17 protein-coding genes are annotated in these 20,861 nt (G+C 35.7%); 1 reads left to right on the top strand and 16 read right to left on the bottom strand.

The features are described 5' to 3' along the window. Nucleotides 1–28 precede the first annotated feature (28 nt). The 14 genes from ID741_RS07750 to ID741_RS07685 form a co-directional block, all read right to left on the bottom strand. Nucleotides 29–1,381: an MFS transporter gene (locus ID741_RS07750; protein ID WP_438719619.1), complete on the bottom strand. Its 1,353-nt coding sequence runs from the start codon at nt 1,379–1,381 to the stop codon at nt 29–31. A gap of 15 nt (nt 1,382–1,396) precedes the next feature. Further along, nucleotides 1,397–2,974 carry an alpha-L-rhamnosidase-related protein gene (locus ID741_RS07745; RefSeq protein ID WP_438719618.1) on the bottom strand — a complete coding sequence of 526 codons (1,578 nt, stop codon included), beginning with the start codon at nt 2,972–2,974 and terminating at the stop codon, nt 1,397–1,399. A gap of 17 nt (nt 2,975–2,991) precedes the next feature. Then, on the bottom strand, nt 2,992–4,293 hold the full coding sequence (locus tag ID741_RS07740; RefSeq protein ID WP_438719617.1) for an MFS transporter: 1,302 nt from the start codon (nt 4,291–4,293) through the stop codon (nt 2,992–2,994). A gap of 173 nt (nt 4,294–4,466) precedes the next feature. Beyond that, entirely contained in the window at nt 4,467–5,441 is a 975-nt protein-coding gene (locus ID741_RS07735) for an AraC family transcriptional regulator (protein WP_218326879.1), read from the bottom strand. Then, nucleotides 5,442–7,211 carry a glycoside hydrolase family 13 protein gene (locus tag ID741_RS07730; RefSeq protein ID WP_438719616.1) on the bottom strand — a complete coding sequence of 590 codons (1,770 nt, stop codon included), beginning with the start codon at nt 7,209–7,211 and terminating at the stop codon, nt 5,442–5,444. A 16-nt stretch (nt 7,212–7,227) separates the two neighbouring features. Further along, a complete protein-coding gene (locus ID741_RS07725; protein ID WP_218326881.1) occupies nt 7,228–8,112 on the bottom strand; it encodes a cation diffusion facilitator family transporter in 885 nt (294 codons plus the stop codon). 140 nt (nt 8,113–8,252) lie between these two features. Further along, on the bottom strand, nt 8,253–9,068 hold the full coding sequence (gene thiD, locus ID741_RS07720; RefSeq protein WP_218326882.1) for a bifunctional hydroxymethylpyrimidine kinase/phosphomethylpyrimidine kinase: 816 nt from the start codon (nt 9,066–9,068) through the stop codon (nt 8,253–8,255). Between the two features lie 59 nt (nt 9,069–9,127). Further along, a complete protein-coding gene (gene aspD, locus ID741_RS07715) occupies nt 9,128–10,720 on the bottom strand; it encodes an aspartate 4-decarboxylase (RefSeq protein ID WP_218326883.1) in 1,593 nt (530 codons plus the stop codon). Nucleotides 10,721–10,916: 196 nt separating this feature from the next. After that, nucleotides 10,917–11,291, bottom strand: a complete 375-nt coding sequence (locus tag ID741_RS07710; RefSeq protein ID WP_438719615.1) for an HIRAN domain-containing protein — start codon at nt 11,289–11,291, stop codon at nt 10,917–10,919. An 89-nt stretch (nt 11,292–11,380) separates the two neighbouring features. Then, complete coding sequence (locus ID741_RS07705; RefSeq protein ID WP_218326884.1) at nt 11,381–12,214, bottom strand: PRD domain-containing protein; 834 nt, start codon at nt 12,212–12,214, stop codon at nt 11,381–11,383. A 25-nt stretch (nt 12,215–12,239) separates the two neighbouring features. Beyond that, entirely contained in the window at nt 12,240–13,703 is a 1,464-nt protein-coding gene (locus tag ID741_RS07700; protein ID WP_438719614.1) for a glycoside hydrolase family 1 protein, read from the bottom strand. Nucleotides 13,704–13,740: 37 nt separating this feature from the next. After that, the gene (locus tag ID741_RS07695) at nt 13,741–15,597 is read right to left on the bottom strand and encodes a beta-glucoside-specific PTS transporter subunit IIABC (protein ID WP_438719613.1); all 1,857 of its coding nucleotides are present in this window, start codon (nt 15,595–15,597) and stop codon (nt 13,741–13,743) included. Nucleotides 15,598–15,847: 250 nt separating this feature from the next. Continuing rightward, nucleotides 15,848–16,570, bottom strand: a complete 723-nt coding sequence (locus tag ID741_RS07690; protein WP_438719612.1) for an ABC transporter ATP-binding protein — start codon at nt 16,568–16,570, stop codon at nt 15,848–15,850. Beyond that, nucleotides 16,567–18,999, bottom strand: coding sequence for a hypothetical protein (locus ID741_RS07685; protein WP_438719611.1), 2,433 nt, complete (start codon nt 18,997–18,999; stop codon nt 16,567–16,569). The genes ID741_RS07690 and ID741_RS07685 overlap by 4 nt, the downstream gene beginning before the upstream one ends. A 279-nt stretch (nt 19,000–19,278) precedes the next feature. On the opposite strand from ID741_RS07685, the gene ID741_RS07680 reads away from it, so the two are divergent. Further along, nucleotides 19,279–19,428 carry a hypothetical protein gene (locus tag ID741_RS07680; RefSeq protein ID WP_218326889.1) on the top strand — a complete coding sequence of 50 codons (150 nt, stop codon included), beginning with the start codon at nt 19,279–19,281 and terminating at the stop codon, nt 19,426–19,428. Between the two features lie 114 nt (nt 19,429–19,542). Here the strand turns inward: ID741_RS07680 and ID741_RS07675 are convergent, their stop codons facing one another. Together ID741_RS07675 and folP are read right to left on the bottom strand one after the other, a co-directional pair. After that, nucleotides 19,543–20,064: a GNAT family N-acetyltransferase gene (locus ID741_RS07675; RefSeq protein ID WP_438719610.1), complete on the bottom strand. Its 522-nt coding sequence runs from the start codon at nt 20,062–20,064 to the stop codon at nt 19,543–19,545. A 16-nt stretch (nt 20,065–20,080) separates the two neighbouring features. Further along, nucleotides 20,081–20,860 carry a dihydropteroate synthase gene (gene folP / locus ID741_RS07670; protein ID WP_438719609.1) on the bottom strand — a complete coding sequence of 260 codons (780 nt, stop codon included), beginning with the start codon at nt 20,858–20,860 and terminating at the stop codon, nt 20,081–20,083. Nucleotide 20,861: the final 1 nt, after the last annotated feature.

Here is a 20,861-nt window from a genome sequence, read left to right as displayed (position 1 = left end):
CGTTGAGAAAGATCTCAACGGCTTTTCTTTATTCTCTTGATTTTAATTCAGCTTTGATTTGTGGATACATCTTATCTAGATTATAAAATAGCATGGTTACAACTGACAGCACAATTAAAACCAATGGTAAATACCCATACATTAATTGAATGGCAAAAATAGCTTTGCCACTTTGACTGGCACCACCGGGCTGGTAATTCCCCCAAGCTAGTAACATACCAGCAACCCCACCTGAAATCGCTTGCGCAACTTTTCCTAAAAAACCATTAATGGCTGATAACGAACCTGAAACATTCACGCCTGTTTTCCACTCACCATAATCGACTGGATCTGCCTGCATAGAAAAATAAATACTTTCTTTCATGCCATAACCCACAGCTGAAATGGCCGCACCAACTATAATAAAAGGATGATTTGCTTGGGCAAATAAAATAAACACAATCCCTAAGCCTTGGATAATAGCAGAAATCACATACAAGTTTCTTTTACCTAAGCGTCTCGCTAGACTTGGAACTAAAAAATTTGCCACCATCGGTACCACTGACATAATGGTTGCCACCGTAACCGATAGCGCTTGGCTCCCCACCACTACCGTATAATAATAAACTAACGCAGCTGTCTGCATGAAAAAGCCAGTCCACATAAATAAAATATTGACAGCAAAAATTTTCCATGGACGGTTTTGTGCTAAAGAACTCGCTACTTTTTTCAATGAAACACTGGCACTTTTAGTTGGTAGCTCTCTAGTATTAAAAAAGGTAAAGAAGAATAACAAGCAACTAATCAAACCAAAGATAATCATTAAAATTTTAAAACCGGTTTTCTGATTACCTTTACCAAAATAATTTACCAGACTTAAAGCGGTGGCACTTACAACTGTTGCACCTAAAAAGGCGAAGAATTTCCGCGTCGTAGACAAGGCAGTTCGTTCATCGGTATCATTTGTTAAACTTGGCAAAATTGAAGCCATTGGCACATTCACAATCGTGTAAGAAAGAGATAGGCCAAAATACGTGATGTAAGCATAAATTAATTTTCCATTATTAGAAAAGCCGGGTACATTAAAACACAGATAAGCAAACAGAGCAAAGGGAATCGCGCCAAATAAAAAATATGGTCGCGATTTCCCCCATCTGGTATGGGTATGATCAATTAAATAGCCTACCAACAAATCAGTAACACCATCGAAAAAACGAGTAAGTAAAAACATTAGACTGACTGATGCAGCGCTCAAAGCCATAATATCTGTGTAAAAAAATAGTAAGTACAAAGAAATCATCTGCCAAATTAAATTACAAGCAAAATCTGAAACACCATAACCAATTCTTTGACGCCATTTTGAGATGGGCTTTTCTACCTTTCTCATGTTTGCTGATTCCATGTTTCTTCCTCTTTTCTAAAGGTATTTCTTGATTAAATATGCTGGTGTACAGCTCCATGCATGGCAATAACTACTCATAATCGGACTACCATACGGTGAAAAATCTGGTTCTTCTGGTTTAAATGCTTCCCAGAAAGTATCTGCACCTAGATCAATCATTTTGCCCCAGTAATTTTTCATTAGTCTTATTGCTTCTTCCTTTAAACCAGCTAAAAATAATGCTTCCACCACATGATGGTACATATAAGGTGTAGCAATTCCAGTGATTGGAAATTGAGTAGCTACGATGGTTGTCATAATTTCACGATTTTTTTCTTGATCAAAAACTTCCGCTAAAACCATCCAGACTTGACTAGCAACATTTATTTCATGATTTTTCTCAACAATAAATTGTTGCTCTTTCGTATCAAAAAGAACTTCTTGAGAGAAATGAATCATGTCTGCTAAAACTCTTTCATATGTTTCAATTGCTGTTTCTTCCATCACTTTAGCGATATTAATAAAGCGACGTAAGGCATAAATCATCGTTCCTTGACCAGCAGTGGCTTTTTCAAATTCATTAGACCAATCAATAAATGCTGGCCATTCCTCTAAAAGATTTAGCCTGCCATCGTCATCGACTAATTCCATCGCTAAATCCATCTGTTTTTTTGCCATCGGATATAAATCTTTTAAAACTTCTAAATCTTTAGTTTCATAATAATAATCAGCTAGAATTGCGGCGAAAAAGATACTATATTCAAATAAGAATGTGTCATCAGGAATTAATTCTGGTGCTGTAAACACATTAGCCGGAACTTTTCCTTCTTCTGTTGTCATCCCCCCGAATAAATACAAGCAACGTTTTGTTAAAGCTAAATCACCAAAAGTTGCATAGTTGGCTAAAGCTTGCAGACGCAAATCACCAATCCATAGGCGACGGTCACGCTTTGGTCCATCTTCAAAAACAGTTTGCATACAATCTAAAAGTGTTTTAACTGACACATTGTAAATATCTTTTAGTTCTGGATCATCAATCTCATAGGGTGCTACTTGATTCATGGAAACACTACTTTCAGCAGTAAATACCGGTTGAGAAAAACTAGCTTTCCATTTTGGTGAAGTATCGATCACTTTTAATTCGATATAACGACAGCTATAACGGCGTGGCAAACTTAAAGTAGCTGGCAAAACATCTAAGTGAATGTATTCTTCTTGAATCCAAGACTTTGACAGCCAACCATCGTAATCACTAGATTTTGCAGCGATTTCGGCAGGAACTTCAGCAAATTTTAACTGTAAATATAAAGGTGCATCCATTGGTGAACCCACCGAGTTAATGTCCAACGTAAAATGGCCAACGTAATGATCACCTAAGTCTAAGACGATACTTTCGTCTCGTCCCAGAGTATAATCTGCTAATTTCGTAATATTTTTGTCACTAATTTTTGCAACGTATCCATTCGCACCCTTTTGATCTGCTACTACATCCGCAATTGCCACCGGAACGACAGTTGTTTCAATAATTTCCGGTAGATTTTCTTCTGCTTTTTTTAGTAATTTTTCATCATGATTCCAATTTACGTCGTCATTGATTTGAAATGTAAAAGCCATGTGATCTCCTCCAATTTTTAAGCTACTTGTTTACCAACAGTCATATCTGTCGTATCATCATTAATTTTGTGTTTCTTTTGTAAATGCATCATAATCACCCCTGCAATAGTTGCAATTAGTACAATCCCCGCAAAACCAAACATTGAAGTTTGAATTCTACCTGGTGCCACTAAGTAAGGAGTTACAAAGGCAAACAAGCCACAACACATCCGTGAAAAACCATTAATAAACCCTTGCAATGAAGCTCGTGCCTCAGAAGGAAAAGATTCTTGCGTCCAAACTTTATAAATAGCTTCGCCAGCCAAAGGATTACCAAAATTATAAAAAGCAATAAATCCTGCGCCACCACCGATTAAAGCCATACCCATCATAGCTGCAAATTGAACAAAGGCACCGATGAAGAAAGCTTTGTTACGATATTTTCCACCGGCAACAGAAGTAAAAGCAATCGTCGTTGCTAAAGAAACAAGATTTAAAACAATCCCTAATCCAGTTGCTTGCGTTTGAGAAGCACCAGCATTAGTTAAAGCATAAGTTTGGAACTGTCCCCAAGTGTTTGCTAGTAAATTCCAGCATACATAGAAAATTAAAATAGCCGCAAAGAAACCAAGATATTTATTTTTGTTTTGACCAAATAAAATTGTTTTAAAAGAAACATCGCTGCTTGTACCTGTCGCTTGTTTTTTAGCTGCTTGACGAGCTGTACCTGCTTCGTGGAATTTTCTAAATTTAGGAGAAAGTAGTCGCCATAACCAAGCAAAAACTGAGAATGCAAATAAAATTGCAAAAACTATTCTAGCACCTAAGACTCCGGAAATACCTGATAATAAAAACGAACAAATATAAGAAATAAATACCCCGACCTGCCAAAAAATTTGGGTTGATGAAACTAACTGCGCTGAAGTTCGTTCATCAGGTGCATCATGAGAAACAACAGTTAAACTAATAGGTAAGTCTGCACCTGAGGCAAAACCCATCACGATGACACCAACTAATAACATCGGAAAACTATTTGCCAAAAGACAGATAGCTGCACCAATGGCATAAAATAAGTTCAACCAATTAAATGAACGAATCAAACCGAAGATTTTGGAAATTTGTCCAGTAAACAATGAACCAAAGGCAATCGCAAAAGTTAACCCCCCAGAAATTAAACCAACTTGCCCCGTTGTTAAATTTAAACCTTGTTGCCAGACAGGAATTGTGGCAGACAAACCAACAATACATCCTGAACCTAACATTGAACCGATACCGGCTGCTGTTGCTAGTGGTGAATATTCTTTCACCAAAGCTGAATTTGAATTATTTTCTTTACTCACTATGAACACTCCTTTATAAGTTAAACGCTTTCCGTTTTTCTATATTTGTATTGTAAGCGCCTTTACAAAAAGGCAACATAGCAAAAAAACAGAATTTAATTATCCAATTCACAGATTAACAACAAAAAAAAGCCAGAGAAATTTCTCTGACTTTGTTGTTTACAATTATTTTTTCATTTTTTCAAAATACTTTCACGTAACTCTTTTGGCGTCAAATCACTAAATTTTGCAAATAGTTTATACAAGGAAGGAACTGTCTCAAAGCCAATCTCATAAGAAATCTCTTCAAAATTTTTATCCGTTTCCTCCATCAATTCTAACGCTGCCTTATAGCGCAAAGAATTAATCAAACCTTGGAAGGAGCGTCCAGTTTCCTTTTTTAATTTGTTACTTAAATAATTTGAATTATAACCAAACTGGCTAGCTAAAGAATCCAGTGTCAATGTTTTATAATTACTATCGATGTATTGCAAAATGTTAATCAACTCTTGATTTCCCTGAGATTGCTGTCGATTTTCCTTTTCTAAGTCTCGCGTCAGTTCAATCAACAATAAAGACAAGATTAAATTAATCCCACGCATATAATAGTTTTCTTTATTATAGTACTCCAAAACCATTTTATGTAATAACTGTTGAACATCTTGGTTATCACCGCAATGAAAGTGGATAAAATTATTGTGATTACTTCCAGAACGAGAAGCATTTAATAAAAACTCGTTAACAAGGCCGTTGGACTTTACCATATTCGCCACCACATCAGTTGTGATAGATTCTTCTCTTAACAAGATATTGATAAGAATATCATTTTTTGCTAAGGGATCAATTCGCTGAATGGTTTCTCGATCAAGTAAAATCAACTCACCTTCTTGGAGAAATATTTCTTTATCATCAACATATTGGGTACAACTTCCGGAAAACATATAATTAAATTCCACAAATTCATGGGTATGGGCCGGCATCTCTGAATAACGATGATGTTTATTAATAAAAATATTCCCTTCTCTAAAAAAATGTTCTCCCGGCATTTTAGGGACATCGACTTGGTCAAAGGGTAAATTTTGATCATTGATGTTATGACCATCCAGTTTTTGTGCTACTTCAATCGCATTATCTTCAAATAAAAATGCTCTTAGCTGTTGGAAGTTCATTTAACTCTCCTTTTGATAAATGACAAACCCTTTTGCCGCAATTGATAAACAATCTTTTGATTTCTTCGTCAGCTGCTGTAATAATACCTCACCTGAAAATTGATGTGTCAATTCATTTTCACCTGTATTGAAAACTGCTTGCAGCTCCACTCCTGCAAACTCTCGTACTAATATCAGCTCACCTGATACTTTATCAATTTTTTCCCATACTATACTACCTTCACTCAATAAAGTTGCATATTTTTTTCTAAAAATAATCAGCTCTTTAAAAAAAGCCAACATCGCGAAATCTTGCTTTTCTTTTTCCCAAACCATACATTTGCGACAATCAGGGTCCATTTCTCCTGTCATAGCAATTTCGTCACCATAATACAGACAAGGCGAACCAGTTTGTAAATAAGTAAATGCTTCGGCTTGGCGCATTAAAGCTTTATCACCATTGGCAACTGTTAAAATTCTTGGTGTATCATGGCTATCCAAAACGTTCATCATCATTTGACTCGTCTGTTTACGATACATGGTCAATTGCCGATTAAGTTTGCTGACCATCTGCGTCAAAGAAATTTTTTTATCTAAAAAATAGCCAATGATTGCATCTGTGAAAGCATAATTCATCACTCCGGTGAATTCATCTCCCTGCAGCCAGCTTTGAGCGCTATGCCAGATTTCGCCTAATAAATAAAAATCCGGATTCAAATTAAAACAAACCTCATGAAATTTTTTCCACAAATGATGATCCACTTCATTGGCGACATCTAAACGCCAAGCATCAATTTCAAATTCTTTGATCCAATAACTTGCTACTTCTAAAATAAAATCTTGGACTTCAGGATTAGCCGTATTTAATTTTGGCATATGGGGAGTAAATGCAAAGGTGTCATAATTTTTCTCACTAGCAAATTCAAAATCATTGGTTTCTGTATAGCTCACTGGAAAGGAATCAATCATGAACCAATCTTTATAGCGAGAATGCTCGCCATTTTTAACAACATCTTGCCATTGTGGGGATTGATCCCCCAAATGATTAAAAACGGCATCTAACATCACACGAATCCCACGTTGATGACAAGCAGCTACCAATTCTTTAAAAGTTTCCGTATCACCAAAGGCAGGATCAATCTGAAAATAATCAATCGTATCATATTTGTGATTAGAATGGGCCGTAAAAATTGGGCAAAAATAAATCCCATTAATTCCTAAATCTACTAAATAATCCAAATGATCAGTCACGCCTTGCAAATCGCCACCATAAAAATCAGTACGATCAGGATGTTCTTTACTTCCCCATTTTAAGGTTCCTACAGGATCATTCTGTAAGTCACCATTGGCAAAACGTTCAGGAAAGATTTGGTACCAAACAGTTTCTTTTACCCAGTCAGGTGCTTTAAAGCGATCAATTTCCTGAAAATAAGGCATCCGAAAATACATATTGCCTTCTAACAAGTATTTTTCCTCCACCGAAAAAATCCCTTGATCGTTATACAGAATTTCCGAACCATCAATGCCTTTAACAAGAAATCCATAACTTAGTCGCTTATAAGGAGCAGTCACTTCAATTTGCCAAAAATCATGGCTCTCGGTGCTTAACCATTTATCTAGGGAAATACTTTTTTTAAACCATCTCTTCGTTTCTAATTCATAGGGATCACCATGTAATAAACAAACCTCAGCAACATCTTTGCCGGTTTGTAGCCGAATATGCATCAGATTTTTTTTATATAAGTAAGCAAACTCACTCTCTGGTCGATGATAAATTGCAGCTTGGTTCATAAATAACCTCCTTATATTAAATGCTGTGACTAACTGATTCGTCAGTAATTTTTCCTAATTCAATTTGCATAGTGACATGATTCAAAGGAAAATTTTCAGTTAGTTGATGATCTAATTCTTCTATAAATTGATTGTAATTGTCAAGGTTTTCTCGGATGATATGCACAGTTAAAGCATTTTCTGTAGTACTCAAGGCCCAAATGTGTAGGTCATGAATACTTTTAACAGTTGGTTGCTGTAAAATAAATTTTTCAACTTCAGTATAATTTACAGACTTCGGTACTGCATCTAAAGATAAATCCAATGATTCTTTCAATAAACGCCAAGTACCAACAAAAATAATCACAGCTATAGCAATACTAATAACTGGATCCAACCAATACCAATTTGTAAATTTAATAATAAAAGCGGCCACTACCACACCAACTGAAACCAAAGTATCTGCTGCCATGTGTAAAAAAGCGCCGCGAACATTTAAATCATGAGCTTGATCTTTCATAAATAAAAAAGCCGTAAAACCATTAATTAAGATTCCTACCCCCGCAACTAGCATCACACTATTTTCCTGAACCGGTTGCACATTTCCCAATCGTTGAAATGCTTCTAATAAAATACCGCCAACAGCTATCAATAAAAAGACTGCATTAAATAAAGCAGCTAAAATAGAACTCCTTTTATAACCGTACGTTCGATAATTATCACGGGTCCGTTGACTTAAAATCAAGGCCACCCAAGCTACTAATAAACCTAACACATCACTTAAGTTATGACCCGCATCAGCAATTAATGACAAAGAATTTGCAGTGAAGCCAATAGTTGCTTCAACGATTACGAAAACTAAATTTATTAACATACCTATTTTAAATGCGCGATTGATTTTTTGTTGACCATGATGATTCATTTTTTCTGCCTCTTTTTCATATGATTATTTTTTCATATGATACCACCGAAAATCAAAGAATACAATTGAATCAACACAGACCATTTTCACCTTAAATAATTAATTCAAAAAAACCTCTCGAATCAACGAGAGGTCGCAAATTATTCAATATTATCTTCGGCTTGCCAATGATTAATCGGTCCGAATTTATGACCAACAGCGATTTCTTTTTCAATTGCCGCATTGACAAACTTTTTAGCAATTCGAATGGCAGTTTCAATATCAGTCCCTTTTGCAATTTCTGCCGCGATGCATGCAGACAAGGTATCACCAGTGCCATTAATTCGATCGGTATGATGATAAGGTTCACTCAACCAAAAATCTTTGCCGTCGGCTAATAACACATAATCATTTACTCTGGCTTGTTGTGGATCGTCGTGACGTCCTTTAATCATGACATTTTTGGCACCTAATTTTTGTAGCTGTTTTGCTGCTTTGACATAATCGATTTCAGTTTGAATGTTTAGATTGGTTAGCTTTTGTGCTTCGTAAAAATTAGGAGTAATGACTGTTGCTAATGGAACCAATAATTTTTTTAAGGACTCAAAAGCTGCTTCTTCTAACAACATATTCCCGTGTTTAGTCATAATCACTGGATCAACAACTAACGGACCAAAATCATATTTTAGATAATTTTCGGCAACTGTCTCAATCAATTCAGTATTTGCCAACATACCTGTTTTACTGGCACGAATCTGATAATCTGCTGCCAATAATTCAAATTCCTTTGAAATAAAATCTGTAGGTAACAGAACTTGGGCAGCGATACCGTAAGAATTACCGGCAACACAAGCTGTCATAATAGACGTACCATACACTTTCCTTGCAAAAAAAGTGTGTAAATCAGCTTGCATACCTGCGCTACCGTCACTATCTGAACCTGCTATGGTTAATGCTTGGGGATATTCGTTTGCCATAATGTTCCTCCTAAAAAACTATTTGGAAACATTATACCGCGTTAAAAATCCCTGTCGAATTATTTAATTTTTAACCAGTCTTGGCGAATATTTTCTACCAAGCGAATCATTCGTTTGCCAACTTCACTATATTGATCCGTTGGTAAATTAGCTAATGAAACCCGGACCGCCCAATCACTACTACCAAATGCGTCAGCCTTAAGTAACATCAAGCGTTCTTTTTCAGCTAAAGAAGTTAATAATTGAGTAATGGTCCAATTATTTCTTAAATAGTCAGAAAAATCTTTGCCATAACGAGTGTTAATCCAATTATTAAAATCAATTTCACAATAATAAGCTGTATCTAAAGATTCTAACGGTTCATCCAAACCTAACGTTTTATAAAGTAATTTTTCTCTTTCATGACAAATCGCCATCACTTCAGCTTTATAAGCCTCACCTTCATCTAGTAAAGAATATAGACTAAACATCGTCATCATCACTTGTTGGACTGAAGACAAGCCTGCCGCATGATTTAAAGCAACGTCTCGACTGTCAGCCACAATCCGGTCAATGAAAGAAATTTTTTCAGGCTCTGGAGAAACTGATGCGTATCGAGCATTTAAACTCTTACGATTTTTATCTCCTAAGCTGCGAATCAATTCATCAAAAATATTTTCTTGAGCGACTGCAATAGTACCAATACGCCAGCCTGTTGCACCAAAATATTTTGAATAAGAATAAATACAAGCCGTATTATACGGTAACTCACTGAATAAAGAAGTGAAATCAGGAACAAAAGTGCCATAAACATCATCAGTTAAAACCATTAAGTGGGGATGATCTTCAGCGACAATCTTTTTAATTTGATCGATTGTACTGCCACACATAGCATTTGCAGTTGGGTTACTTGGGTTCACTACAAAGACTGCTTTAATCGTTGGGTCTTTTAATTTATCAATTTCACTCGTGGCATATTGGTAAGTGCTCTTTCCTTCCATCACAGTTTGTTTGGCATGGATTTTCACTACATCAAATTGATATTGAGGTAACTCGGGAATCTCCAAATATGGCGCAAAGGTTGGTAACATTAAAGCAATCCGATCACCTTTACTCAACAAGAAATTATTCATTAAACTATCAAATAAATAACAAATTCCTGCTGTTCCGCCTTCAACCGCAAAAATATCAAAGGGAATTGTAGAATGAGAAAATAATTCTTGGTTCAAATATTTTTTAATCGGACCTTCAGCTGCGGGTAAACATCGAACTGGATTAGGATAGTTGTCGCCTATAATATAATCTAACATTTGGCTTAACCATTCTTCTCGCGGCATACCAAGGAAATTATTATCCGAGTACCAGATTTTTTTCAAAAAGTTAGCACCTTTTGAAGTTTGACCTGCTAAAAAGGTTTCAAAACGTTGACTGCGATTTTCACTTTGGTAAATTTGACCAGCCGTATAATTGCCGTCTGCATGTAAGGTTTCGCTAGTCGCAAATTGACCTAATAAAAAGAAAGCTTCACGGGGGGTAGGCGCTGTCCAGTTTGGATTTCCTCGTCCGGCATTTAATAATCCTTGAGTTTGGCCATTTTTGATTAGTTCTTGTTCTAAAGATAAGCTCAATTCAAAAGGACTCAACTTTTCTTTGGCTTCATCTTTTACAATCATTTTACTCGTCCTCCATATGTTTCTCTTGATACCTCTATTTGAACGCCATAACGCTTGTAATTCAAGTAAGAAGTCGCCTATTTAAGAGGAAACTTATTGTTTTCTTTGCAGGATAAAATGATTGCTAATATTCTGATAATTTTAAAAAAATAAGCTTATTTTTAATTTGTAACATCCAGTTGTCAGATGAGAGTTTTTATTTTTTTCGATTATCTTTAATTTTTACTACTACGCGGAATTGTCTTTCTGGATGGCTCTCACGATTTGCATATTGAATGCATGATTCAAATAAATCCCCATGACCAAAATACAACAATTTGCTTAACAAAGTATTGCGATCTTTTGGTACATAACCAATTTTTCGATCCTGATAAAAGATTGCAACAGCTTCTGGATCATAGGGATTGTCTGATTCTGCTACTAAAATCACTTCTTTGCCTAAAGATAATTCTTCAATCACTTCCAGACCCTCACCGTAAGCAAAACCAGCAACGTGAAAGTCCATTAAATGACGACTTTTTTCATAACTATGATCTTGCAATGATTTTAATAATTCTTCTTTGTTTAACATATCATCACCAGCTTCCTAATTAATTAAACGCTTACAATAATTTTAACATAAAATGACTGTCGAAAATGGTACCCTTCGACAGTCATGGATTAATTTGTGTGTTTCATCAGACGGTTAATATGCACCGCCAAATAAAAAGTTTCTTCATCTGGAATCCGACGTTCGTAGCTTTTTTCTAGATAATCTCGGACTTTCACGGCAATTTCAGCGGCTTCAGGAAATAAGGTCCACATTTGACCATGTAAGGCTTCCTCGCCTTCTTGTAATAAACCATCCGTGTAAAATCGTTCGACAAAAAAACGTACATGGGTAATAAAACGATTATAATGTAACGAATGAACATCAACTTCTTTTTGAATTGAATAGCGTACCAGATTGACAATCTCGCCAATCATTTTTGCTGAGCGAAAACTATCTGTCTGTTCATTATTTTCAGCATTGATTAAGTGAAACGCGATATTACTCGCTTCTTCTTCTGGTAAATCAATCTGATACAACTGATTTAGTTTTTCTAAGGCTGCTAATGATACTTGAAATTCTTTAGGATAATAATTTTTAATTTCCCAATGGAGTCGGTTGGTAATCTGCATCCCGCTTCTAGCTCGTTCAACCGCAAAGTGCAAGTGATCAGTCAAACTCAGATATAAATTATTATTTAATTCTTTGTTTAACTGTTTTTTTGCGTCATCAATAATATCTCGTGTCAGCTGAAAGAATTCGAAAGGAACTTCACTCACTAATTCAGCAATTTGCGAAGATTTTTGTTCAGTTGCTTCCAAGAAGATTTTGTCTACTTGTTCATCAGAAAGCTGCTCACCAGCTTTTTTCCCAAAGCCGATCCCTTTACCTAACGCAATCATTTCTTGCCCATCTTTTTCAACTAACACGACACTCGAATTTAATACTTTTTTGATTACGCTCACAAGCCTCTTCCCCTTTTATCAAAAATTATTCAGCTAAAGAAGCGCCATTTGTTTGAATTACTTTTTGATACCAGTAGAAAGAATCTTTGCGCATCCGATCATAAGTGCCATTGCCTTCATCATCGGCATCAACATAAATGAATCCGTAGCGTTTAGACACTTGAGAAGTCCCCGCACTGACTAAATCGATTGGCGCCCAGCTAGTATAGCCAACTAAATCAACGCCTTCATCAATGGCTTCTTTCATTTGTTTAAAATGAGCAGTGAAATATTCCATCCGGTAATCGTCATGGATTTTTCCATCTTCAATTTTATCTACTGCACCCATACCATTTTCAACAATCATTAATGGCACATTGTAGCGATCATATAATTCAATCAAGGAAATTTTTAACCCTTTAGGATCAATTTGCCAGCCCCATTCAGTTGATGGTAAGTAGGGATTTTTCACTCCTAAAACAGTATTTCCTGGTGTTCTTTCAGCATTTGGATCTGCTGACTCTGCCATCGACATATAATAACTAAATGACACAAAATCAACAGTGTGTTCTTTCAATATTTCTTTATCGCCTTCAACCATTTCTGGCATCAAATTGCGTTTTTCTAAGTCCTTGATAATCATTCGTGGATATTCACCGAAAACTTGAACGTCGGCATAAAAATCATTTTCCAGGTTTTTCTTTAAAGTTAATTCTACATCTAAAGGTGCACATGTTAAGGGATAAGTCATTAGTTTGGTTAGCATACAACCAACTTGACTACCAGGAATTTTTTCATGGGCATCTTTTGTCACAAGGGCACTTGCCACAAATTGGTGATGCAACGCTTGATAAACATCAGCAATATAGCGTCCTTCGGCACTTTTATCAGGAATAATTCCCGCAGTAGTAAAAGGATGACGGTGAATACTATCAATCTCATTAAACGTCAACCAATATTTAACATATTTTCCAAATCGATCAAAACAAACATTTGAGAAACGAACAAAATCATCTACGACACGACGATCAACCCAACCATTAAATTTTAAGCTTAATGATACAGGCATTTCATAATGGGACAAAGTGACGATTGGTTCAATATTTAAACGTGCCATTTCTTTGAAGACATTTTCGTAAAAAGCGACACCCGCTTCATTTGGTTCTAACTCTTCACCAGTTGGAAATAATCTTGTCCAAGCAATCGATAAACGTAAAGTTTTAAATCCCATTTCAGCAAACAAAGCCAAATCTTCTTTATAACGATGATAAAAATCAATTCCGCGACGTTTTGGATAATCTTTATCTGTTTGATCAGCGATGGCAGCTTCAATCGATTCTGTTGAAACTTCCCAATGAGCAGCATAATTTGTATTATCGATATTTGGTTTGTAAGAAGCAATATCAGCCACCGACATTCCTTTACCATCGACGTTCCAGCCACCTTCAACTTGATTAGCAGCTACCGCGCCACCCCATAAAAATCCTTCTGGAAATGCATTGTTTGTCATAAAAAAGCTCCTTTATATTTTACACTATTTTTTAATCTTAAGCTAAACTGATTGCCAATAAATCTGATTCATTGGTTACTTCTTTTTCTGTTTCTAAAGAAGCTACGTTAAATTTATCATGGTTGGTGACTACATAAATTAATGTTGGATCAAAACCTGCAGCTTCAATTTTTGCAATATCAAATTCAATTAGCAATTGACCTTTTTTCACTTGATCACCTGCTTGAACTTTTGGCGTAAAGCCATCACCTTGCATTTGAACTGTATCAATCCCAATATGAAATAAAATTTCAGCGCCACTATCTAAGCGTAAGCCTAGTGCGTGACCTGTTTCAAAAACCATTGTAACTTCCGCATCAGCTGGTGCATATAACTTTCCTTCTTCAGGAAGAATACCGACACCGCTGCCTACCATACCACTAGAAAAAACTTCATCTTTTACTTCACTTAAAGGAATCACTTTACCAGTTAAAGGACTTGCTAACGTTTCAGTATAATCTGAAGATAAATTTGTTGGCATTTCAGTTTTTTCAACTGTTTCTTCCACTTTTGCATCTTTAAAGAAGATTAAAGTAATGACAAATGACAGCACAAAGGACAATCCTAAAACAACAAAGGCCCAAACTAAATTCATTGCATCAGAAGGATCAGCATACATTGTGATACTAGCAAGTCCAGGTCCCACTAAAGCAAAAGCTCGAATTGCTGTTAACCCAGCAACAGCACCACCAATTAAACTGGATGCCATAACAGCATACAATACCCGTTTGTGTAAAATGGTAACTCCATAAAGCGCCGGTTCAGTGATCCCAAACAAAGCAGAAATCCCAGCTGAAACTGCTGTAGCTTTTAGTTTTTTGTCTTTGGTTCTTAAACTAACAGCAAAACTAGCACCTGATTCAGAAATATTATGAGCTAGCGATGCTGGTAAATAAAGTAATTCCATTCCTAACTCACTCATTGAAGAGACAGCATAAGGAATCATTGCTTTGTGCATCCCTGTAACAACCATTAATGGTAAAACGGCCGCTAATAATCCCGTTGCTACCCAACCAAGTTGATTGTATAAAGCAACAATCACACCAGAGAAAATTGTCCCAATATTAAAACCTAATGGGCCTAAAATTAATAAAGCCACCGGTGCAGTAATTAATAAACTCATCATTGGTACAAAGAAAATTCGAATTGATTTGAAAGAGTATTTAGTAAAGAATTTTTCCATTACTGCATAAAATAAAACGGTCAAAATTGCTGGAAAAACTTGCGAACCATAATCAATATTTTCTATCCCGAAAGACAATAATGACGTGCCTTCAGTAATTAAAGCAGTCAAACTAGGTAAAATCATGACACCAACGACCGAAACAGCCACCAGTTCATTAACCTTCAATTTCCGTGCTGTTGTAATGGCTACTAAAATCGGTAAGAAATAAAGTGGTGCACCTCCGATTTGGTATAACACTTGGTACGTTTGACTTTGATCACTCATTACGCCAACAAGTGATGCCAACAATAGTAATGAACGTAAAATCCCACCTCCAGCAATAGCTGGAATTAATGGTTGGAAAACGGAAATAATAAAGTCTAAGATAACTGCGCCAATTTTTTGCTTTTCTTTGGGTCCGTCATCGTTACCGGTTGTACTTGCACCGTCACCGATTAAATTTTTAACTTGATCAAAAACCTCTACTACTTCGTTACCAATAATTACTTGCAATTGAACGTTTTGGCGAACACCCATAACGCCATCAATTTTTCCTAACGCTTCTTCATTGGCTTTGCTTTTATCTTTTAACGTAAAACGTAATCTTGTAGAACAATGTTCTAAATGGGCAACATTTTCTTTGCCGCCGATTTCTTCAACGATTTCTTTTGCGGTTTCTTGGTAATTCATACGATTCCCTCATTTCTAAATTCTATTGCATTCACTTGGCCGAATGAATACAAAAAAGGCAGAACTTAAATAAATCGACATTACGCCCATAAAGAAACGTAATAACAACTTATTTAGGTCCTGCCTGCATTACCAGTCACATGCCTGTATCAATGTCTGTATATTAGCATGGATTTTTTGAAAACGCAAACAGTTTTTTTGAAATAAATCAAAAAAGAAATGGCACATGATTTTTCACATGCCATCCCTTTTACACTTCCAACATTTTTTCCGCAATCATTCCTTCAGTTTCAATTCCGGCAGTCTCCAAATCAGAATAAATTTTGCCGTCTTTTAAAAAGATTACTTTTTTTGCACTGTTGGCAACTTTACTATCATGAGTAATCATTAAGATAGTGACACCTAATTCTTGATTGATTTTTTTGAAAGTTGCTAAAACTTCTGCGCCAGCATTGCTGTCTAAGTTTCCCGTAGGTTCGTCTGCCATAATTATCTTAGGTTGATTTACTAGAGCGCGACAAATGGCTGTTCGCTGTTTTTCACCTACAGATAATTCTTGAGGAAATTTATTCAATAGTGGTCGCAAACGCAGTGTATCAATCAAACTAGCTAGATAATTTTCAGCTTCTTCTGGTGAACGTTTATCTAGAATCGCCGGGAGCAACATGTTTTCCCGAACGGTAATACTTTCCATCAATTGAAAATCCTGAAAGACAAAACCTAGTTTCTTTCGGCGTATATCTGATAATTCGTCTTGATAGAGACTCCAAGTATTTTTCCCTTCAAAAAAGACTTCACCATTGGAGGGAAAATTGATTAGGCCTAGAATTTTCAGTAAGGTAGTCTTCCCACAACCAGAGCGACCCATAATACTTATATAATCACCCTCATTAATCGTTAAATCAATGCCCTTTAAAACTTCCTGCTGATCATAATGATGAAAAATTTCTTTGGCTGTGATAATTGCTGTCATTTACTCACCCACTTCATTATTTGATTGCCAAACACTCGATAGACTAGATACCAAACGGCGGCGTAACAACTATCAACGATTATTATCCGCCAGAAAAATTGCAGACTTTCTAGTTGATTAAAAAATCTAATATTGGTCATAATGAAAATGAACACTACGCCAATTAGCCCCGCCATAATTAATGGTAGCCAGAAAAACAAACGCAATTGTCGATTTAGAATTTTTCGTCGTTCTTTTTCTCTTGCTCCTAAAAGTAGTAGTAAGTTTTGCTTTTCAGTCCAGAAATCTTTTTCACCTAAATACTTGGTCAACAACAAACTAAAGCTCAATAACAAACTGATAACTAATAAGAAGACTAGCACAATCATTTCTAGATTATTTTCATTTTTTACATCTATCTCTTGTTGATCCTTCCAATAATAAGGTTGGATTTTTTCATCCCAACGTCGGTCTGATGCATATTTTTGATCGATAAATTGTAGTTCATCAACCATTTTCTTCCCGTGATTGGTTTGAATAAGTACCAATTTCTGTTGTGTTTTAGGAAATGCCTCATCGGTTAAAACAACTAGATTTTCTTGTAATCCCCGTTGAAACATACCCGTCAGAATATTTCGTTCCTGACTTTTAATATCCCGCATTGGAAAGATTCGATCAATATCATTGGTATCATAAAAATCTAATGGTGTCCCGATTCTTAGCCGCGGTTCTTTACTACCAGGATCCCAATCAATCGGTTGTGCTGAGACATTTATTCCTTGCTGATAAACCACATGCCACTGGTTCCTTTTTAAATTTAAAGGTTGTTCTTTTTCACCAACTAATTTCCTTAATTTCTGATAAGTTGTTTCTGAAATTCCTATCTGCTGCCCTTGAATATACATAATCGGCCGGGCGACACCATAGATTTCTGGATCAGAGTCTCCATCAACTGAAGTGATCGGTACCATCGGAAAAGTTAACAGATCCGCTTGATATTTTTGACTTATTTTTTCAAGTTGGAGCAATTCTTCATTATGAATCTTCGCCACAATATCATAAGGAAATAATTGATCCACTTGCACCATTTCACCAGTAATCAGTCGTGGTAACAAAAAACCTAAGCTAAAGACTTGTAACAAAATTAAGATAATGATCAAGTTTGCACTTTTTCGGAAGCGGTAAGTAAAATCATTGAAGGTTAAAAAATGCTGTAAATAGTCTCGGCGTTTTTGTAACCATGCAATAAAAATTTTTAACAAGCCATTCACCAAGCCGATTAGCCCAATCGCTAAAGTAATCAGTACTAAGTATGTTTCGGCTGATTTTCGCCGCGTAAACCACCAAAAAGTAATACCTAAAAAAAGCAAACCAATCAACAGCCAGATAATTTTCCCACGAAAATTAATGCGTGCTACCTTCTGAGTACTTTTAGGCTTAAATTGTAACAATCGTAAGGTCTTTTCTTGATGAAAACCCAAAGTTATCACTGCCAAAAAAAGTTGAATCAAAATTGCTAAAAGATACGTCCAAAAATCCAAACGAATCAAAGGAAGGGTTACAATTATACCAACAACGACTGAAACACCAACACAAATCAAATACTCTCGAATCAACATCCACAAAAAAGTTTTACGGCGGATCCCTAAAAGAAACCACAATTCTCCATGGTTTTCTTTAAAGGTTAAATACATCCCGTTGATAAAGGTTAAAAATATAATCAATAATAAAACCAAAATACCACCAGACTCAATAAAAATCGGCAATAATCCAGTTTTATCAAATATACTTTGCTGACTTTGTCCCGCCGAAAAAGAACGGTACGAAAAAATTAACAATGCAATTGAAAGATACGAAACAAAATTAGCCGCTGACAAGATCAATAGATTTTGGCGGTAAAAGAGGAGATTTTTATTAATAATCTGTTTAAACAAACTGGGATATTTTCCTTTAAAGGCTAATCGTTGTTCTTTATCCAGTTTTTCTGCTTTATTTTTACGGGTTTGCTCAGTATATTGCTGATCTCGTTCTTCTTTTCCTTCCAGATAACGCATTAAGAGAAATTCTAATAACGCCAAAATTGGCATTGGCAAAACTCCCGGGCTAGCTGTAAAGAATGAAAATTGTCCTAGGAAAAAGATGGCAAAAAATAAAGCAACATTTTTTATCATTGGTAAGATTTTAGTTTTTTTCCTAAAAGTCAAAACAACAGCATCCAAAAAGCTGGCTATAATCACCAATAGTAAAAAACCCGTGCCAATCTCTGCCTCGATCCCTACTGGAAATTGCGTTGTCCAAAAATGTGAGAAATTTCCACTAGTTAGACTTTCTGCCCATAAACCAATCAAAGTAAATTTCCCAGTATTGCCATTTATCACTGGTAAAAATAACCCTAAAACAAATAATAGATAGCCATTAACAATTGCTATTTTCCTCATTAATTTGCCCACTCATTCCCCTCCTCACAGGAAACGTTTTCACTATGAGCTTACCACGTAAATTTATTAAAACAAATGGTATTTTACCTACATTTAACTTTATTTTTACTAAAAAATTACATACTTACTTTATACTGAAAACAACGAAGGCAAATAGCTGAAATCTTAAGATTCTCAAAAATCATAAGTAAAAAGAATAGCTAAATTTTTTAATTTGTGTCATAATAACAATGGAATTTCGTTATCAGCGTAATAGTTGCCTTTCGTTTAGATCAAGAAAGGAGAATGAATATGACATTCTATAACACTGAATTAAAATATCGAGTAACACTAAATACTGATTTAAATCTATTTATTGTATTTAATGAAGCTGACGCAAACCAATTTGCGACTGGTGTTACTATCGAACAAGCAGTACAAGAACTAAAAAAAATCGCATAAGGAGTGTAATTCTCACATGAACGATTCCAGTTCTATGTAAAGGCATCTACTGAAGACTAGCGGTAGATGCCTTTTTTGTTGTCCAAAAAAAACTGCCAAATAATTTTGACAGTTTTACTTTACTAAATTTTTCACCATGATTAAATCTGTCTGCGGATCATCCCCCATTACAAAAGTATGGGCAGAAAAATATTCAAATCCTAGTGACTCATAAAAGGCCCGAGCTTTTGGATTTTGATCCCATACTCCTAACCAAATAATTTCTTTTCCTTGTTTTCGTGCCATATCAATTGCTGTTTCAATTAAAAAGCGTCCTAAGCCGTGACGTTTAAATTGACTTAAAATATAGATTCGTTCTACTTCTAAGCCATTATCTAGGATGCTTTCAGTTTGAGCAGAGCCAACATTTAATTTTAAATAGCCAGCTAGCTGTTCTTCAAAATATATAAAATAAAAAGTTGACTCAGAATTAGTCAATTCATCCGTCAATTTTTCAATTGTATAAGCTTCAGACAGATAAGCTTTCATATTTTCAGCAGTATTTCCTGCAGCAAAAGTATCAGTGAAGGTTGTTATACTTAGTTCTTGTAAAATCTTCACATCTGAAACTGTCATTTTTTTTAGTTTTTTTGTCATACTGATTCCCCCAAAATTAATCCACTAGACTTCTCCATGTTTTCAAAGCTTGTTTCATCCCAAACACATTGTGGACTCGGACAATTTCGACCCCTTGATTTAACAAAAAGAGTGAAGCCGTCACTGAACCAAAATCCCGCTGATCTGCTTGTTCTTCTCCCGTCAAGTGACCAATCGTCCGTTTGCGAGAAATCCCATACAAGATAGGGTAATTTTCAAAACGATATTTTTCAGGGTACCGCACCAACTCAATATTTTCTGCCGCTGATTTGCCAAAACCCACACCGGGATCAAAACAAATATTCGCCAGTGGAATCCCGACTTTTTCGCATAATGCAATTTTCTCAGCATAAAAATCAGCCAATTCTACAGCCAAGCTTTGTGAATTTCTTTTTCTCGAATGCATAATAATTATTTTGACTTCAGGATATTTCGCTAAGGTTTCTGCCATATCAGGCGTATCCAAACCTTTTATATCATTGATGATGCTTGCTCCTGCTTGAATAGCCCCTTTAGCAACCTCAGGAAAATAAGTATCCACTGAAATTGGTACCGCCAAACTTTTTAATCCTTCAATTACAGGTATAATTCTCGCTAATTCAATTTCTGGCGACACTTCCTGATATCCCGGGCGAGTCGATTGACCACCAATATCTAAAATATCTGCACCATCAGCTACTAATTGCTTCCCGTGGGCAATGGCCGCAGCCACATCACTATATTTTCCACCGTCAGAAAATGAATCTGGAGTAACATTCACAATCCCCATAATTTGATCTTTTTTTGTAAAATCCATT

It is taken from the genome of Enterococcus sp. AZ103 (assembly GCF_051714685.1).
In the GTDB taxonomy this organism is placed as follows: domain Bacteria; phylum Bacillota; class Bacilli; order Lactobacillales; family Enterococcaceae; genus Enterococcus_A; species Enterococcus_A alishanensis.
The sequence above is the reverse complement of the archived record's forward strand: the minus strand, read 5'-3'. Positions and strand labels throughout refer to the sequence as shown.

Excerpts from the sequence above, each read along its gene's own strand:
- thiD (WP_218326882.1), bottom strand. The coding sequence starts at position 9,068 with ATGGCAAACGAATATCCCCAAGCATTAACCATAGCAGGTTCAGATAGT.
- ID741_RS07735 (WP_218326879.1), bottom strand. The coding sequence starts at position 5,441 with ATGAACTTCCAACAGCTAAGAGCATTTTTATTTGAAGATAATGCGATT.
- ID741_RS07745 (WP_438719618.1), bottom strand. The coding sequence starts at position 2,974 with ATGGCTTTTACATTTCAAATCAATGACGACGTAAATTGGAATCATGAT.
- ID741_RS07725 (WP_218326881.1), bottom strand. The coding sequence starts at position 8,112 with ATGAATCATCATGGTCAACAAAAAATCAATCGCGCATTTAAAATAGGT.
- ID741_RS07730 (WP_438719616.1), bottom strand. The coding sequence starts at position 7,211 with ATGAACCAAGCTGCAATTTATCATCGACCAGAGAGTGAGTTTGCTTAC.
- ID741_RS07695 (WP_438719613.1), bottom strand. The coding sequence starts at position 15,597 with ATGAATTACCAAGAAACCGCAAAAGAAATCGTTGAAGAAATCGGCGGC.
- ID741_RS07750 (WP_438719619.1), bottom strand. The coding sequence starts at position 1,381 with ATGGAATCAGCAAACATGAGAAAGGTAGAAAAGCCCATCTCAAAATGG.
- ID741_RS07710 (WP_438719615.1), bottom strand. The coding sequence starts at position 11,291 with ATGTTAAACAAAGAAGAATTATTAAAATCATTGCAAGATCATAGTTAT.
- ID741_RS07680 (WP_218326889.1), top strand. The coding sequence starts at position 19,279 with ATGACATTCTATAACACTGAATTAAAATATCGAGTAACACTAAATACT.
- ID741_RS07690 (WP_438719612.1), bottom strand. The coding sequence starts at position 16,570 with ATGACAGCAATTATCACAGCCAAAGAAATTTTTCATCATTATGATCAG.
- ID741_RS07675 (WP_438719610.1), bottom strand. The coding sequence starts at position 20,064 with ATGACAAAAAAACTAAAAAAAATGACAGTTTCAGATGTGAAGATTTTA.
- ID741_RS07700 (WP_438719614.1), bottom strand. The coding sequence starts at position 13,703 with ATGACAAACAATGCATTTCCAGAAGGATTTTTATGGGGTGGCGCGGTA.
- folP (WP_438719609.1), bottom strand. The coding sequence starts at position 20,860 with ATGGATTTTACAAAAAAAGATCAAATTATGGGGATTGTGAATGTTACT.
- aspD (WP_218326883.1), bottom strand. The coding sequence starts at position 10,720 with ATGATTGTAAAAGATGAAGCCAAAGAAAAGTTGAGTCCTTTTGAATTG.